General features: G+C 42.5%; 14 protein-coding genes. All 14 read right to left on the bottom strand.

The genetic code is table 11. The annotated features are described in order from the left end of the window. Positions 1–25: 25 nt before the first annotated feature. The 14 genes from QEN31_RS23735 to QEN31_RS23670 all read right to left on the bottom strand — a co-directional run bounded on the left by QEN31_RS23735 (position 26) and on the right by QEN31_RS23670 (position 17,754). Entirely contained in the window at positions 26–1,030 is a 1,005-nt protein-coding gene (locus QEN31_RS23735; RefSeq protein ID WP_001278838.1) for a ParB family protein, read from the bottom strand. Further along, a complete protein-coding gene (locus QEN31_RS23730; protein WP_001050364.1) occupies positions 1,027–2,280 on the bottom strand; it encodes a ParA family protein in 1,254 nt (417 codons plus the stop codon). The genes QEN31_RS23735 and QEN31_RS23730 overlap by 4 nt, the downstream gene beginning before the upstream one ends. A gap of 1,128 nt (positions 2,281–3,408) precedes the next feature. Continuing rightward, a complete protein-coding gene (locus tag QEN31_RS23725) occupies positions 3,409–3,570 on the bottom strand; it encodes a hypothetical protein (RefSeq protein WP_001371949.1) in 162 nt (53 codons plus the stop codon). Between the two features lie 2,548 nt (positions 3,571–6,118). Further along, positions 6,119–8,800, bottom strand: a complete 2,682-nt coding sequence (locus QEN31_RS23720; protein ID WP_000387412.1) for a TraC family protein — start codon at positions 8,798–8,800, stop codon at positions 6,119–6,121. A gap of 8 nt (positions 8,801–8,808) precedes the next feature. Next, positions 8,809–9,759, bottom strand: a complete 951-nt coding sequence (gene trhV / locus QEN31_RS23715) for an IncHI-type conjugal transfer lipoprotein TrhV (protein WP_001022588.1) — start codon at positions 9,757–9,759, stop codon at positions 8,809–8,811. 9 nt (positions 9,760–9,768) lie between these two features. Continuing rightward, positions 9,769–10,521 (bottom strand): protein-disulfide isomerase HtdT, encoded by a 753-nt coding sequence (gene htdT, locus QEN31_RS23710; RefSeq protein ID WP_182911723.1) that lies wholly within the window; start codon positions 10,519–10,521, stop codon positions 9,769–9,771. Between the two features lie 118 nt (positions 10,522–10,639). Then, positions 10,640–11,122, bottom strand: a complete 483-nt coding sequence (locus QEN31_RS23705; RefSeq protein WP_000377632.1) for a hypothetical protein — start codon at positions 11,120–11,122, stop codon at positions 10,640–10,642. A gap of 7 nt (positions 11,123–11,129) precedes the next feature. After that, positions 11,130–12,485: an IncHI-type conjugal transfer protein TrhB gene (gene trhB / locus QEN31_RS23700; RefSeq protein ID WP_000351841.1), complete on the bottom strand. Its 1,356-nt coding sequence runs from the start codon at positions 12,483–12,485 to the stop codon at positions 11,130–11,132. Beyond that, positions 12,475–12,936: a plasmid transfer protein HtdO gene (gene htdO, locus QEN31_RS23695; protein ID WP_000521242.1), complete on the bottom strand. Its 462-nt coding sequence runs from the start codon at positions 12,934–12,936 to the stop codon at positions 12,475–12,477. Before htdO ends, trhB begins: the two co-directional genes overlap by 11 nt. A gap of 1 nt (position 12,937) precedes the next feature. Further along, the gene (locus tag QEN31_RS23690; protein ID WP_000592092.1) at positions 12,938–14,209 is read right to left on the bottom strand and encodes a TraK domain-containing protein; all 1,272 of its coding nucleotides are present in this window, start codon (positions 14,207–14,209) and stop codon (positions 12,938–12,940) included. Then, the gene (locus tag QEN31_RS23685; RefSeq protein WP_000783153.1) at positions 14,209–14,997 is read right to left on the bottom strand and encodes a TraE/TraK family type IV conjugative transfer system protein; all 789 of its coding nucleotides are present in this window, start codon (positions 14,995–14,997) and stop codon (positions 14,209–14,211) included. The genes QEN31_RS23690 and QEN31_RS23685 overlap by 1 nt, the downstream gene beginning before the upstream one ends. 11 nt (positions 14,998–15,008) lie before the next feature. Further along, entirely contained in the window at positions 15,009–15,359 is a 351-nt protein-coding gene (locus QEN31_RS23680) for a type IV conjugative transfer system protein TraL (RefSeq protein WP_001447770.1), read from the bottom strand. 17 nt (positions 15,360–15,376) lie between these two features. After that, entirely contained in the window at positions 15,377–15,730 is a 354-nt protein-coding gene (locus QEN31_RS23675) for a hypothetical protein (protein WP_000423602.1), read from the bottom strand. A 1,148-nt stretch (positions 15,731–16,878) separates the two neighbouring features. Continuing rightward, a complete protein-coding gene (locus tag QEN31_RS23670) occupies positions 16,879–17,754 on the bottom strand; it encodes a RepB family plasmid replication initiator protein (RefSeq protein WP_000594611.1) in 876 nt (291 codons plus the stop codon).

Raw genomic sequence — 17,754 nt, 5'->3', positions numbered from 1 at the left:
GCATCATAAAGATGCAGTTCAATATTTATTCTGATACTTTTAATTTTTCTTTTATGAACTCCTCTAGTTCCTTAATAAAACCCGCATTTATCCTATTGAATTCAAAGCGAATTTTTCTACCAGTATTGTTTTTACTGATTCTTGCATACTTATCTTTGTTATCAAAAGTAATAAGATCACTTGTTTCCCATTTTGTGGAATAAGTTTTTTCACAAACACTTTCCACAGATTGTGTGATTTTTTCCATTACAACTTTTTGAGCAACCTGGAGATCTCCAATGTCTAAATCTTTTGTTTCCTCTTTAACATTATCTATTACTTCATCTAAAGGAAATAGATTTTTTTGCACATATTTCTGTAAACGAGACAAGCGACTATAATAGGAGTTCGGGATTCCTTCATAATCCGGGAATAAAGAGATCAATGTTTCGTCAATACGGGCCGCCTGGATTCTTTTGGCTACCGATACATGACTAATCCCAAGATATGCTGCGAGTTCTTCATTAGTAGAAAATCCTTTTTCTTCCATTTTTTTGATAAATTGAAACCCAACTTCTCTATATGAAAATTTTCGAGATGTTTGTGCTGCGGATATAATTGAATTTATATCATCTTCGGTTAGTTCATCCGGAAGAACCCACAGGGGGAGATCCTTTTCTGCCTTTATACAGCAGAAACGTCTGCGACTTCCTTCTATTAATAAATAAACCCCATCTCTTTTTACAGCGATCCCTTCGGTATCGACCCCTCTTTCTTCAATCTGCTTAAGAATATCTCTAACAGAATAATCTGTAAGGGCTTCTTGATTTCGTGGGTTCGCTGGATGGACTAAGGTCTCCTTCTCCACTCTCTGGGCTGGAACAATCACATGTTCCGCTTCAAGTCTCCGGCCCTTATGAAGAGTGAATAACTTTTTTATGCGAGGTGCTGTTTTCAAACCCGCAAGACCTGAACGGTGACCGACTTCTGTCCGCTTTGGTGCGTTTAAATATCGAGATTTATCATTCCCGATATGTTGCTCATCGCTCATGCGTTAACTCCTTGCTTAGCTGAAAAACTTTTTATTTCATTTATAAATTGCTGATATACCTGTAATACAGATTCTTCTGCGACATCAAGCTGCTTTGCGGAACAAAGTTCCTCTGATTTTTTGATATCAAGCACTGTACGCCCTTTGGAAGCAGCTGCCTTAAATGCTTCAGAATTTTTTATGTTAGCGGACATCAAAAGGTCCTGAACAGTTCTGATTAATTTATCCAAAACTATTCTTTCATATGGACTTTTGTCATCTACATTGACAGCAAGAACTTTGAACCATTTTAAATTGTCGCCCTTACTTGGTGATTGTTTAAACCTTTCACTTATTGTAAGCATGAAGTCTGTAGTAGAGGCGTAATCATATTCACGTGGTGACACTGCGACAAGAATCCCATCGGCCGCTTCGTCAGCAGCCCAGATCAAAGGTGAATCTTCAGGTGGAGTGTCTATAATAATCAAATCATAGTTCTGCTTCAGTACCGGTAAGATAACTTCCTTGAAACGTAGTAACAAAGACGTACGTTCTTCTCTAGAACATTGCCAGTATTTATCTTTAAAACGAGCATCTGTCGGAAAAGCCGTTATTACGTCCAAGTTTGGCAGATGCGTTGAAAAAGGCATATTAGTGATGATTTCTTCTTCAGAGAATCCTGAATCTAAATATTTTTTATACTCAGAATTTTCTTCATAAATTCCAAGGATTGCATCAATTGCTGTAAGGAAGACATCATCTTCTGAGACACTTTGAATCATGCTGCTTCCAATCGAACCTTGTGGGTCCCATTCGATCATTAATACACGTGCATTGAGTTGTAGATCTAAAGCAGCTGCTACTGCTAAAGCTACAGATGTAGTGCTTTTCCCTGTACCGCCTTTATGATTCTGAGTAACAATAGCTCTGCTAAAGTAATGATCGCGGTACTTGGGATAACCCAGGGCATCCATTATTTTTTGAACATCCCAGCGGGTGTAAAGATGATTTTTGTTTTGATAAATAGGTGCACCAACAAGTTCTTTTTCTTCTAAGTCCGAAAGTATTTTATTGAACGTTACTCGTGACTTCCCAAAAAAATCAGAGAGATTTTTTTTATTCAAACAGTGGTTATAGATCAGTCTATCAACACCATCAACACTATCATCAGAAACAGATACTCTTGATGAAGCCATCAGAGATTCCTTTAGAGAAATCTGCTCGCTTTTCATGCGCTGACCAACGAGGGCGATCTTTTCAAGTAAATTCATGGTTATGACCTTTTTGCACTGAAAACCGACTTTTACGCATATATGTAAACTTTACGTATAATGCGTCCATTTCCTTGTTATGCGTACAATTCTATCCTTAGTTTCAATCTTAAGCTAATGTTTGTTTACTTTTTTATGATTTTTTGTGAGCTTAACTTGCAGATGTGAGCTCAGACTCTCTAGTCCATACCTAATGCACAACCTGTTTAAACCACGATTCTTGTCTCCTTCTCTACGCTTTGAAGTTAAGAGCTCCATTAATGAATCTTCACGCCTACCCTATTTCTTGCTTAGACCCTAAAATCTATCTCACCGGTGTGCTGATATACGTTTCCTAACTGTGAACCGTTGTCGTCAGTCCAGTCTAAAGATATGAGGTGTTAATCTCTTGAGGAGGCACACTACGAATTATGGGAGCAGAGTTAGCAACCTCACCCCGAAATGAAACCCAACTTAAGGAGGCAACCCCAGTGTGGAGATTAAGGGGGTTAAATCTGCCAGCGGCTGACAGTGTCCCAGCTGCTGCTCAGTCACACCACGCCCTGATTTAATCCCCTGCCCGGTATTGTAATGACCGAAAAAAACCCGTGCACTGGTGTCGGCAGACCGGCATGCATGAATATGACGTTAATCTGTATCAGCAGGCACTTTTCGCATAATGGGAGCAAGTGATAGCAACGCCGCCCAGAACGGAATGCCAACATCAGGACTGAACCCAAGTTTGGCGATTAAGGGGGTTAAATTTGCAAGCGGATGACAGTGCCCCCAGCTGCTGCTCAGTCACACCACGCTTGATTAAATCTCTCGCCAGGTCTTGTTTTGACCGAAAATAGCCCAAGCACTGATGTCGGCAGACTGGCATATAGGAATATGACGTTAATCTGTATCAGCAGGTACATTTCGCATTATGTGAGCAAGTGATAGCAACCCAGCCCGGAACTGAAGGCCAGCATGAGGACAGAACCCCAGTTTGGCGATTAAGGGGGTTAAATCTCACAGCGGCTGACAGTGCCTTCAGATGCTGCTCAGGCATACTACTCTCCCTGATATAATCTCCCATATGTTCTTGAGATCGTCGGAAATCGCCCATGCACCGGTGTCGGCAGACCGGTATGCAGTAATGTGAATTTAATCTGCATCATCAAGCACATTTCGTATTATGGAAGTAAGTGTTAGTAAACCAAAGCCCGCCCAGAACGGAAGGTCAACATCAGAACAGAATCCCAGTTTGGCGATTAAGGGTGTTAAATCTGCAAGCTGCTGACAGTGCCCCAGTTGCTGCTCAGTCACACCACGCCCTGATAGAATCTCCTGCCCGGAAATGTGATGACCGAAAAAAGCCCGTGCACTGGTGTCGGCAGACCGGCACGCAGGAATATGACGTTAATCTGTATCAGGAGGCACATTTCGCATTATGGGAGCAAGCGATAGCAACCCAAGCCCAGAACTGAAGGCCAGCATCAGGACAGAACCCCAGTATGGCGATTAAGGGGGTTAAATCCGCCAGTGGCAATAAGATCCCGAGCGGTGTTTAAGAAATATTTCCCGAAGGACAATCTTCCGCTCGTACGATGAATATAGTGTTCAACCCGGGAGAGGGATCACTTAACCTGCTTAGCCTAAATCTTACGTCATTCTCTAAACGGAGTTTAAGCTTAATGGTCCTGAGAAAGTTAAAAGGACTACCCATAATGACGGTTTGAGATGGCGAATAAGGGTTTTTTCTGCCAGCGGCTGACATTGCCCCAGCTTCTGCTCAGTCACACCACGCCTGATTAAATCTTCCGCCAGGTCTTGTTATGACCGAAAATTGTCCGTGCACTAGAGTCGTAAGACCTGCATACAGGAATGAGGCGTAAATCTTTATCAGGTGGCAAGGTTCGCATCATGGGAGCAAGGGTCTTGAACTGGAGGTTAACATCATAAAATCCCAGATTGGCGATTAAGGGTGTTAAATCTGACAGCGACTGAAAGTGCCTTCAGATGCTGCTCAGGTATATTACACCCTGAAAAAATCAAGCATCTGTGCTTGCGAATATCGGAAAAGGCCATGCACCGGTGTCGGCAGACCGGTATGGGCAATGAGACGTTAATCTGTATCAGCTGGCGCATTTCGTATCATGGGAACAAGTGTTAGCAACCCTCTCCAGGACGGAAGGACACTATCAGGACTGATCCCAGTTTGGCGATTAAGGGGGTTAAATCTGCCAGCGGCTGACAGTGCCTTCTGATGCTGCTCAGACATACTATGCACAGATATAATCACCCGTCCGTCCTTGTGATTATCGGAAAAGGCCATGCACCGGAGTCGGCAGACCGGTATGCAGTGATGTGACTTTAATCTTTATCAGCAGGCGCATTTCGTATTAAGGGAGCAAGTGTTAGCAACCCTGCCCAGGACGGAAGGACACTATCAGGACTGAACGCCAGTTTGGCGATTAAGGGGGTTAAATCTGCCAGTGGCTGACAGTGCCTTCTGATGCTGCTCAGACATACTATGCACAGATATAATCACCCGTCCGTCCTTGTGATTATCGGAAAAGGCCATGCACCGGAGTCGGCAAACCGGTATGCAGTGATGTGACTTTAATCTTTATCAGCAGGCGCATTTCGTATTAAGGGAGCCAGTGTTAGCAACCCTGCCCAGGACGGAAGGACACTATCAGGACTGAACGCCAGTTTGGCGATTAAGGGGGTTAAATCTGCAAGCGGATGACAGTGCCCCAGCTGCTGCTCAGTCACACCACGTCCTGATAAAATCTCCTGCCCGGTAATGTGATGACCGAAAAAAGCCCGTGCACTGGTGTCGGCAGACCGGCACGCAGGAATATGACGTTAATCTGTATCAGCAGGTACATCTCGCATTAGGGAGCAAGTGATAGCAACCCCGCCCAGAACTGAAGGCCAGCATGAGGACAGAACCCCAGTTTGGCGATTAAGGGGGTTAAATCCGGCAGCGTGAGTAAGTGCCCGTGCTGTGTTAAAGAAATATTCCCTAAGGACAATCTTCCGCTCGGCCTTTTGTATAAAGTTGTCACCCCGGGAGCGGGGATCACTTTACCTGCTTAGCCTAAATCTTACGTCAATCGCTATCCGGAATTTTAGCTTAATGGTCCTGAGTAAGTTAAAAGGGCTACCCATAATGACGTCCCCAGATGGTGATAAAGGAGTTAATTCCGCCTTCGGCTTACAGTGCCGCAGCTGCTGCTCAGCAACACCACGCCCTGATTAAATCTCCCGCCTGTCCTTGTGATGACCAAAAATAGTCCGTGCACTGGCGTCGTAAGACCGGCATACAGGAATGAGGCGTTAATCTTTATTAGGTGGCAGGATTCGCATCATGGGAGCAAGGGCCCTAGAACTGTAGACTAACATTAGAAAATCACAGTTTGGCGATAAAGGGGGTTAAATAAGTTAAAAGTCTTCGGTGAGCAAATTGGATAAATTTTCAGAAACCAAACCGTTAATAATAAACTTTTAGAAGAATGATTAAAGGATATTAAGTTTTGTATGCAAAATGACACCAGTGATCTGTTTTCACTAATAATGCCGCGCTACTTTGATTACCTTTGGTAAACAAAAATGTAATTTACGTGATTTTCATCTTATAATGTCAGTATTGAAGTTATAAATTTTGTTTACTTAATGCGTACACAACCTAACTGCGATTTGTATTTATGTCACTGTTTTTACACCACATTAATTATAAAACCAAAATTTGCAGCACAGTGATGAACTCATTAAGTCACAACCTCATTTGTTTACTTAAGGCATACAATAAAAAACCAGATTCTTATGAGACATCTGGTTTAATTATTTTTGCTTGAAGATATTTACTCTACGCGGCCAAACCCGCTGCTACTTCTTGAGCATAGAGAATTTCTATTGCCTCGCCATAGCTACAATTCTCGCGGCTTTGAATTTCCCATAATTTACTCCTGTCAGCACTATCCGTAGTAAAACAAAGCTCCATTTTCCGGTCTACGTATAACCGACAGATCTCTTGGAAGTTTTCGAACCTGACTAACATCTCTGAAAACACCTTTTTGACTGTACGAATATTTTTCATACGTTCATATTCTGCATCTGAAGTAGAAAAATATTTATTAGCCTTCATTGCTTCAATGCTTTCTTTTTCTTGTTTCATGATTATCTTCCAAGGCGAGTTAGCAGTCAGGGCCCGGCCAACAGAAGAAGTAAAATAATCTTCAAACGACTGTGTGATACAGATGCCAGCGCAGTTTGTTTTCCTGAACCTACGCCATGCCGCTTCGAGGAAGGAAGAGAAGAATTGGTTTGATTGATTTCCGGCACCTGATGAATTATCAGGACGAATGTACTCCCATGCTTCATCAAGGATGAACAAGCGACGACGCCCATCTTTTTTGATGAACATTGCATGCTGAGCAGCCTGAATGATAGACATTAATACAACTGTCTGAAGGTGGGGGGTGCCTTTTAGCTCCTCCAGTTCCAAAACAATAAATCTGCTGTCGAAGTTGATTGGAGGCAACGTATCGGTAAACCGGTGCCCATAAATTCCACCTTCGCACCATGCTCCGAGTTGCTCCCCAATATCCTTTATACGTTTGTCTTCATGCTTCTTGCAACGCAGAGCAAAGCCGGTTATTGAACCGGTCCGACCTGATTTTCTGGATTCTTGGTACTCTTCTGCAATAAGCTGAAGCATCACTGATTGTTGATAATCATCGATAAGGCCTTTCTCTGAAGCCATAATTTTTAGCTGATTCAAAACCATTATGGTCTGAGCAACTTTGTCTTTTTCTGCATCGTTTGAAGTTGATTCACCGGTAAATTCAGGTGCTTCGTTAAATACATCGTCGTTAACAGTGATGTCAGTTAGGAAGGCAAAGGGATTTAGGGTGAAGTCAGGGGTTTTACCGAAATCAATAAATTGACTGTTTGTATATTGTTCCGCAATCCCCTGGTAAGAACGGCCCACGTCCACAACAAATACTTGAGCACCGTCAGGATCATCATCTGGGTATTCGTTTTCTAAAAAATGCTTAAATGTTGAGCGATAATGAACGAGGTTATTAGATCGCGGTCCAGCTCCAAGATAGTTATTGATTAGATATGCTGTCCAGAATGACTTCCCTGCACCTGACGTTGCACCAATAACCATGTTATAGCTTGCAGAAGTCTTGAAAATATCAAGTCCCATGAGTTGACCTTCACGAGAAACTAAACTCAGTACTGGTCTATCTGTATTACCTTTCCAGGGCCCAAAGATCGGTGTCATATGAGCCGCTCCGGTGTTGCTCACTACTTCGGAACGGTCAAGGTCGAAAATTGTCTTTGGGTCATTGCACATTGGCAGACATGACATAAATGACGGGAAAACGATAAAGGAATCATCTGCTACTTTGACCCGGCTTTCGAGGTAAAAGGATTTGAGATCGTTAGCTGCTGTCTGCACAGAATTGGCATTACTACCCATAACAGTGAAAGTAAGATACCCTCTTAAAAGCTTTGCGCCATCCTCAAGCTCGCGAGTTACGGCCATGTAGTCATTATCCATATCCCGCAGGCGAGGGCAGAATGTGACAACTGAAGGTATACTTGCCTGTTTATTAGTGATTGCTTTGTAGCGGACGTTTTCTTTTGATAACTTGAGCGGATCGGCAAACTGAACAGTCTGAGTGATCATAAATGGGCTGAAAATTGTCTTACGTCCATGCATCCAGTTAACTACTAACTCATACATACAACCGAAATTGACGTATTCAGGAAACTTTACAACGGAAAGTTGTTTGAAGTAACGATGCTCAGATTCGTCGTCACTTTGTGTGACTGATGAGAAATGATTTTCTGTGACTGTATACTTACGGCCGGGAACGTTAACTTGTTCATTAAGCCTTTTCATAGTGTTAACGTCTATGAAACCTTCAGCCCACCGGGAGTTCTTTCCGGGGTTTACGACCTTATCTATACAATAGAGCCAGTTTTCTGCATCGACCTTAAACGGATGCAATCCAATCGTAATTAACTTACTTACAAGTTCAGAGTAAAGTGAATCGATACGCGAATGTTCCAGCTCGGTAGGAAGGGCAGACTGTAAAGGAATCGATAGCGAGATCCATACCTGAAAATCCCTCAACATAAGGTTATCATGATCAGGTTTTAAAGGCTTATGCATACTTCTGTCGTAGTAGTCCAACTGATAACCATTAAGCAGATCTGCTTTAAGCTTATCGTTCCCAGTCATACGCCCACCTCGCACAGCTGACCAAGCACTAAGCTGTAAAGTCAGGTCTGGCAATGCAGTCAGAGATATTTGACAGACAGTATCTGTAGGGAAATCCATTTTGAACATTTCAGCAAGAACATCTTGCTGATTATCAAAAACTCCAGGGGATGGATTACAGATAAACATAAACCCTAATCTGTTGCCATCAATCAAAAAATAGTGAGTCCCTGCTAATTGATCGTAAACAGGGATAAACCCACCTAATTGATGGCGATTTAAACCGCTATTGTAATTATTGATAGCTTCCATATTTGACCTTACAGTTGTCTAACAATGCCGTTCGAAGAGACAGCTTTAGTTGCTTTTTGTTGCTGCTGCATATTTTCCCGGGCCGCATCCTGTACTTCTAAAGGAACTATGCGAGCTGGGTTTGAGGTCGAATTCTTGCCAGCAATCCATGTTTGCGGTTTTACGTTGACATAAACGTAGCCGGGAAGATTAAGCGCATCGTTATCATCGGTATAAGGTGCAAAAGTAATTCTCATTACTTTCCCCTGTTGCAGAACAGCAAGTGGTTCAGGAGCCACTACAGCTTGTTTATAACCTTGCGAACGGTATTGCTGGATCTGCCCAGGGTTGAGAGTCGGGTTAACGGGCTGGCCATTGTAAAGAGAGTACATATCCTTACCAGGGCTGATATCAGAATTAGGTGCAACGTAGCGTGGGGCATTTCCAGCAGAAACCGGATAGCTTGTTTGTTTAACGACTTCCGCAGCCGGATGAACGAAAGGGTTACCAGTTGAAGAGGCAGTGCTATAACTGCTAGTCATCCTTACGTTTGAATTAACCGGTACACCAGAAATAGGCCGTGGTCCAATGGATGAAGTAGGGGCACCCATTTTTAAAGTTTTATCGTACATGACAGGTAACTGACCAACTGGCTTAATTTCGGTTTTTGAATAAGCCACAGGCTGATTTTTAAGGGTAGTAGACTGTGGATATTTGACTTCCCCTGGAGGGCTAATTTCAGTTGGATAACGGCTGTCATTGACAGCCGATTTCTCCTTTCCCGATTCCGACTCTTCCCCCGCCAGTGCAGACAGATCATCTCGATTATTAGTTAACTCCATAACTTCGCGAGGACCTTTACAGATAACGCCCTTTTCAATGCCTGGACATTCGGATTCGGAACTACCGATGGAGCACCCCGTAAGATATGAGGATGTACCTACAACCAGAGCACTGAGTACCAATCTTTTGATGTTCATAAACTAGCCTTAATTTGTCTCAAATGGATTTTTTAAGAGAGGTTCAACGCTTTGGTTCAACCAGTAGTCGAAATCTTTTGGAATGCCATTACCAGCCAAACCATCCTGTCTGACAACTGAAGGTACACCCTGCAATTTATAAATTCCTGCGAGCATCAATGACGCTACCAAAGGTTCCGCCGGACATTCTTCTGCTTCTTTTTGAGAGAGCAATCTTTTTTCAATGTCGGATTTGCTTCCCATTAGCCAACGAAGAATATCGAGGTTGTTTATTTTTCCTTTTTCTTTACTACACCAGAGCCTTCTAAGCTCTTCTTTTGGCTCACCGGGTGAGGGAACTAAAACAATATCTATCCGATACTTGTCCCGATCTGCATAGAATTTCTTAACAAGTTCCATGCAACCGTCACAATCAAGTGTTATGAAAATGGCTGCTTGTCTTTTAAGCTTTGAATTTCCCAGAGGAATGGACGCTACAGTTTCCAGAGGGAAGGGGGCCTCATCAAGACTAATAAAATAGGAATTCCTGATTTCTTCTACAGTCAGAACAGGTTTACGTTTAATTACATCAACAAGGCTTCCCCCAGTAAGGGAGTATCGGCCATCGGTCGTTACTGCCATTAGCTGCGAACGTTCGTCCTGAAAGAGGTATAGCCCACCAGAAGGAATGTATATGGCATCCTTAGGTTTATATCCTTTCATTTTTGATAACACACCCGAGATCTGACTGGGTGAAACGCCACCTTCCTTTGCCTTTGCCATTAACGCAGCAGCATCACTATTAGTTAGGACCTGCTCTGAAGCATAAGTGACCGTATTCGCCATAATGGCGAAAGCCGCCATTAAAGGGAAAAGTAACTTTTTCACTATTGGGTGCCCTCTACTTCTTTGCATTATAAGAACTTGATTGTACCGCTTCAGAGCTATCTTCAAGTTCCATATAAGTGACGATTTCAACACTATCCGGTACAGTAACGGCAAGCGTTGCATCAATAATTAAATAGCCACGGTCACGGTAGATCTTCATTAATGTTCTGAAATATTCTTCGAATTGAGATCTATCATTGTCAGCAGTACGGCCTCCGTGATGCTTGAAAAATTCCTTACGTAATTCAGGCATGTCAAGCACTGCAATCTTGTACGAAGGCTGGGATTGTTTATTGAAGTAATCGTAAACATTCATAAAGCCTTTATAACCATAAATAATGACCAATACGGCAAAGGCGAAGAAAAATAAATACTTCAATATTTTTTCAATATCAATTTCGAAGGTAATTTTTTTTGTTGTCCTTTCTCGCACCATTTTTTTAGTGATTTCAGGTCCAGCTGATTCAGGCGATTCTTTTTTTTCTAAACTATCCATTTAAACCTCAGCGACTGGTCAGATTCGTTGGAATTGTAGTTCCGGTCTGAACGACAAATGTAATAGCTCGGCCAGGGCTAATTTCTACGATTGGCCACTGTTGTTCTGCAATTGCGGTGTAGTAATCGACGAGTCGATTAAGACCACCTTGAGCTGCACCAGCCCCGGCTAATGCCCCAAGTGCACCAAAATTAGGGGACTGATACTGAGCCTGTGAATTAGGGTCGATGTTAAGTGAAGATACCTTACTGGGACTTAAGCTACCGGCAAGTGAAGAAAGTCCACCGGCAAATGCAGCTCCTGCAATTGCGTTACCATTTCGGCTGATAAGCGTGCCTCGGATCCCATTTTTTCCGTCATTTTCACTTACAGCATATGCTTCCAGTTTTACGTCAAAAGCTTTCCCTTTTGAATTAACACAAGAGATAGAAGTGGCACGTATGTAAGCACGCTGTGACGCCAGATCACCAACAGCTGAACCCAGAAGGTTACAGTCACGCAAATCCATGGTGAAATTATTGGGCATGATGACATCTTTTTTAATACGCATCGTTACTGGCATTGGTTCTGATTTGGAAGAAAGGCTTGTAGGCGCTTCAAGCCCGGTAATCAGAACACCAGTGATAATAGATGTTGCCGGAAGAAACATTTCATCTTTTCGGGCAGCATGCCGCGCTTTGCTATCAACTGGCGCAGTACCATCACCTCGTACAGTCCGAGTTGGCGCTTTATCTCCTGCAATGACCTCTCTGCCTTCCTTGATTCTGTTTTCAGACACGGGCATAACCTGAATGACACCATCGGTACCATTAGTCTTAATGGAACTTTGTGTGATTGTTCTCATTGGGCTATTACGCGTAGGTGTGATAGAAGCGTAATTAGGGTTTACGCCATTAATCGGCGCATTAGCATTAAGCTGATAAGGAGCTGCCGGTGCCTGCTCATTAATCGTTTTACGCGAACTACCAGCATCCAAGTTACGATTGCCGTTTCGATTTGTCTGCATATCATTAATTTGCTGAGACAGCTGCTGAAGTTGAGAAGTTAAACTTGCAACTTGGGCTTTAGTTTCCTGTTGGGCTTTTTCTGCTTTTTCGCGGTCCTCTTTCGCCGCATTTTGGTCAAGTCGGTTTTGCTTAACCATTTCTTTATATACTTTCTGGCTTTCTTCATTACTCAATTTGTTCATTTGCGAATCATCTAACAACAAATTGGTCTGCATGTCTTTTTTCTGTGTTTTCTTTTCTTTCTTAACTGGTGTGGAAAAAATAGACTGGCTAATAATATAAACAATCACTACCAGCAGAGCGCCAATAACAGAAAGTCTGACGGTCTTATTTTCCCAGGCCTTTTTAATGTCCATGATTAGCTCCACTTGTAGGTTTCTGGAATCGTTTAATTTTTAGATTTCGTTCGCTGTCAGACATCTGAGGAACGATATAGGGTTCACCTGCTCTGGCCCAGTTTTCACGAACAGATGGATGATTCATTTCAGCTTTATCTATCTGGCTCGTTCTAGATATTTCATGTTTGTAATTAGGTTCCAAAACGTTACTTTTGTGATAGTCAAAAGCATTCTCCTCATTAATATTGCCCTCTCCTACAAATTTATCAATAAGAGTTGGATCGTTCATTATTACTGTCTGAACGGGAAAAGCGTTACTGCCATCTTCGATACTAATGGGTGCGTCCGGAACGATTAATACACTCCTTTTTGGTATATATTCTGACCTGTAGTAAAAGCTGGTTAAAGCAAATACGACAAAACCAATCACGGTGGCCCCAAGCAGAGCAGGCAAAGTAACTTTTCCCATATTATTTTCTGATTAGACTTGGTCTGGTTGTAACCCGGGCCTCGCGTTCCTTGAACAATTTATCCCGGACTATGTAAAGCTCTGTTTCTTCTCCCGGTTGCAGGTATGCTTTATCAAATAAAGCACTTGCAATAACGCCTTCTGCCATACACTGCTGATCAGCAACGATTTGACCGTATGGTTTATCGTTTTTCACAAGAATTACATCAATAAGTTCACGTGAGCCAACCAGTCTCTGACCGAGCTTTGCATACATATTAAAGTTACATGGTGACTGCTCTGGCGCAGGAATACGAGAAAGTCGGTCCTGTTGTAAACTGAATCCTGAAGGGACCTCACCAAGAGCCACAGGAGTCAATAAATCAATGATTCTTTGTTTATGATCGTCTTGTTTTGGATCCGTTGGAGCCAGTTCTTCTGACTGGGAGCGGGCCAACATTTCCTCATAGTTTTGCTTATCCAATGAGGTTTCACGTTTGGCTTGCATAGATGGGCTTAAAGATGTAGTAACTGAAATCATCGCACCGGGAACATCAAGCGGTACCAGGGTCAGGTTATAGGTCGATTCAGGTACCTGATCTTCAGACAACATAATCCCGATTGGTTTATCGGTATTAGTTGAAATAAAGACATCGCCACCATTAACAAATATGCTTGCCTCTTCAGCAGGGGTAGAAGTACTGACAGAAGCATTCTTGAAGCTGGTCGATATTCTGTTTTGAAGTCCTCGTGAAACTGGCAGTACCACATTCCCACCAGGCGGCACATTTACACGCTGAACTTCTTTATATCGGTTACGAGCTTCGACATAAAGTTCATCGGCTTTTGACGTGGCGGTCGCATTGGTTGCATTCTGCTGGGAAGAGGTACCTGTTGGTCTCCCATAGCTATCAATTGCACCAGATCGGGTCTGTGCGTCAAATCCGGGGAGACTAGGATTATTTGATAATGCTCCAGTAATAGCGCTTACCGCAGGCGAAGCATTGCTGGCTGGGGAAAGTTGCACGGTAGGGAGATCAGTTGTAGGTTTTTGTCCCTGCGCATTACCGGCTTCACTAAGGTTTGTTTGTGCACCTGACTGTTCAGAACCAGCTTGACCCGGAATAATGGCTTTTGCAGCTCCATTCTGAAATCCGTCAGCACCAACTGGCATTACAACCGGGTTATTAATTGTTGCTGGCAATTGGTATTCTTCAGCGATTACGCAGTTCGAAGTCGTGAGCATGATCAATGCTGTAATTGCGTTGAAGCCTAAGCCCTTTTTTTTAATCATCACTTGTTACCTGTAGACGGTGGCGGATTATCCAGCGTTGCCAGTTGCTCTTTGCCGTTTATCGTAATTTTTTTAATATTCGGTGTTCCGGAATATTGATTTACATATGCAATTCTTGGGCGACCATTTTTCATCCCGAGAACCCATTCATAAGTCCATTTCGATGATTCAGTTTTGTCCGGAACATTTACAAGTCGAGTCGTTTTGGTACCCCAGACATAGACCATGTCATTTTTTGGATCAAAGTAAATATCATTAGGCTTAAAGGTCTGCTCAACACCACGAGCCTGCATGATATTTATCTGCTCCTGTAAAGACTCACTCGTTTTAGCCTGTAGTTCAGGTGAAAGGGCATCGAGGACATAGGCCGTCACAAAGGAAATATTAGTTGGATTAATATTCCCTAAAAGGGTACTAAAAAAGAGAGCCCATTGTGTTTTATAAGATTCCGATGCTTTGTTACCAACAACCGTGATCTCTTCATTCATGTTTGGAGGGGTAACAATCGTCACTGGGTCAGTGAAAAAAAGAATCTTTGCAACCAATAACCCAATGACGGCTATTGAAACAGTATTAATGCGGATAAGTTTTGTATCACGATTAATCAGGGCGCTGTATGTAATTCCAGCACCTGACGCTTCAGCTTGTGGGCTAAATCGTTTTTTAATGTCCAAAAAACGTCCCTTAGCACTTTCATCTTTCTTTACGTATGACTGTTCAAGATCACCGTTTTCATCCTTTTTAGATTTTTTGAAAAAAGGGATGTTAATGCCACTTAGCATTTTCATTCATAGCTCCATCAAGAATACAAATCTCTGATAAATGGATCGTTGAAATAACGGCTACTAAAAACTGCTTTACCTGGCAAAAAACCGAGCCACCAGAGTTTGTGTTTTAGCAATCCTCTTATTCCTGACTCAGCTGCTTTGTTATACGCAATCCAATACACAACCGCTGCTACAACAGAAAACCCGAAGCATTCGAAGATATTCCCAAATGCAACCAGAATGAATGCAAGCCCTAATTTTTTGGCATCCCAAAACAAAATCAGTAGAGGCATGTTGATCCTGAAAGGGAATCTATAGGTATGCTGAGGAACGTCGTTCTGCTTACTCATTAAAAATCCAGAGAGGGGGATGAACCCCCTCATGCATGATTAACAATAAATTACAGCGGTACGCCAGCATCCATAAAGGTGCTGATAATTTTCTCGCCGTTGGCCATTACCAGCATCATGAATAATGAAACCAGTGCCAGGCCCGGGTTAGGCTTAAGGACAGAGAAATATACGCTTGAGATCAACATCGCGGCTGCCAGAATTTTGCCCGGAGCTCCAGTCATACTTTCACTCATGTATGACCAAATATCTCCCAGTGCCCCATCATCTGAACCCGCATATGCCAGACCGCAAAAAAGCACGGTCAGCAGAACAAACAAAATCACTTTTGCGCTTTTTGTTTTAAAAAGTGCAGCCGTGTTAGATTTCTTTTCACTAAGGCCAATATTTAAAGAAAGTTCCATAATTACTCCGTGTAGATTTGAGTTCACGTAAACGCGAATGAATAATACTTTTTTATTCCGATCCTTCCGTTCGCATAAACCCCCTTTTTTTAACGTTTAGCGATTGGTGAATTTTTAAGCAAAGGGCCTAAAGCATAATCTTTGAAAGGTACCAGTGAACGCTTAGTAAAAGTTTGAAAGAGGGGAGGGGGTAAGATTACGTTAAGCTCAATCCTGAAGCTGATGAGACTCCTCAAGCATAAAAGTCACTTTTGATGGTTTGAAAAGCTCTAACTAGATATCGGGCAGGTAACTAAGCTTCATATCTAATCTTTTTTGTTCCCTTATTATCTATCTCTTGATTCTGAGAAGGCCGCATATCACTGTGCTCCCTGGTTCGGCAACTATCAGTTGGAGAAACTACATACAATCCTCGGGCCGGTGCGTCATTCATCTAAATGCCTTTTACACCTCTGGGCGTGAGTGGGACTTTGTCTTGTCCATACGAACATCATTCATTCGAATGCTTTTGGCCAATGCTATTTAAGCAAATGCTTTCTGGCTGAGTCCTTTTGCGAATGAGTCTTTGATATAACTGCATGAATTTTGGGTTGTTTGGTGTACTAACAAAACAAAGGCATTTCTTTGAATGCCATTGGAGTTGTGATGCTTCTGATATTTTTTTGATCTCATATCAAGCACATAGTCCTTCTGATGCCCAATGTCATAGATGTCTTGGACCATTCTCGCTCTTAACAAAGCTGAACTGTGTGTCATTCGACCTAATGCCATTCACCAAAATGCCTTTTTATACCACTGCATAGCTATGCTCGGGATACAGTGGCAAACAAAAGCATTTCAATGAATGAATTTTTGGGATACCGACATCAAAAGCATTTGTATGAATGTAAGAGGCGTAATCCACAAAAGGCATTCACGTGAATAGAGTGCGCACGAAACCATCTTGCTCAACGGCATTTAATGAATGGGCTAGCATGTACGCTTGAGTCAGAAAGGCATACAGATGAATAGTCAGGAGTTCGTTTGAAAAGTTACTTTTTTGCACATTAAGCCGAGATGTAAGACCAGTAGTAAAAGAAGCACTAAGCATAGCACTGATAAATAACTTATTTTTCAGCAGGTTATAACCAGTGCATACCAGATAGCTTTCAACCTTGTTTGGCAAGGGCCAGCTTAGGGCTTCTTTTGAAGATCTGAAATTGTATGTCGCGACCTTTCTTAACTTCTTGATAATCGAGATATCCGATAGATTCAAGTTCCCGCATTGCTTTACGAATTATCTGGTTTTGCGTACGAATAGGGGTTGTAAGAAGCAACCTTTCCCTCAACCGTTTCATATTAACGAACAACGTACCAGCTGGCATTGCTTCAAAATAAATATAGAGAGATTGCGCAGCTTCTTTTTTAGCCAAAATGTATAGAACCTGAAGGCTTAACAATGTCTTATGGTCGTAACGATACAGTTCCCACATAGAAGGATCCCCAACCAGCTCAACAGTATCGCTTTTTGGATCAATCATAGCCTTCTGCACCAGATGCGTTACTGTGAACCGACCACTACGAGAGTCTGAGAAGGCAAGCACTACCGATGCAAGGTTCATTAATGACTCTTTAAAGCGCGCACGAGTTCGTTTGTTGATGTTTGTTGAACTGATACCACACATCTTCGCAAACTCGTTAAAAGTCAGGCTAATCTTCTCGGAAGTAAAACCATATTTACTGAAAGCCATGATGATCCCGAGCCAGCACTTAAAGTCGGTAGACATAGATAGTTTGACACCAGTTATCTTGATGTCGTCATAACCCTCCGATCTTGCAATTTCCATACACGAAAGCTCATCAGAGGCATCAACTTCAAAGTTTCGGTCGCGGTTTTCTTTTGTGCCGACAGGGGTAAATACACTCAATCTCAGCAGGGCCACGGGCTGAACCGACTTGGACGAGTTAGGCGTCAGTTGATAAGTCTTACCTGATTCATTACTGGTTACGTCAAAAGGATGGATTAACTCGTTGTTTTTAATCAT

The organism is Salmonella sp. SA15303, assembly GCF_029962125.1.
In the GTDB taxonomy this organism is placed as follows: domain Bacteria; phylum Pseudomonadota; class Gammaproteobacteria; order Enterobacterales; family Enterobacteriaceae; genus Salmonella; species Salmonella enterica.
Note: the sequence above shows the minus strand (reverse complement) of the source record. Positions and strands in the feature narration are given on the sequence as shown.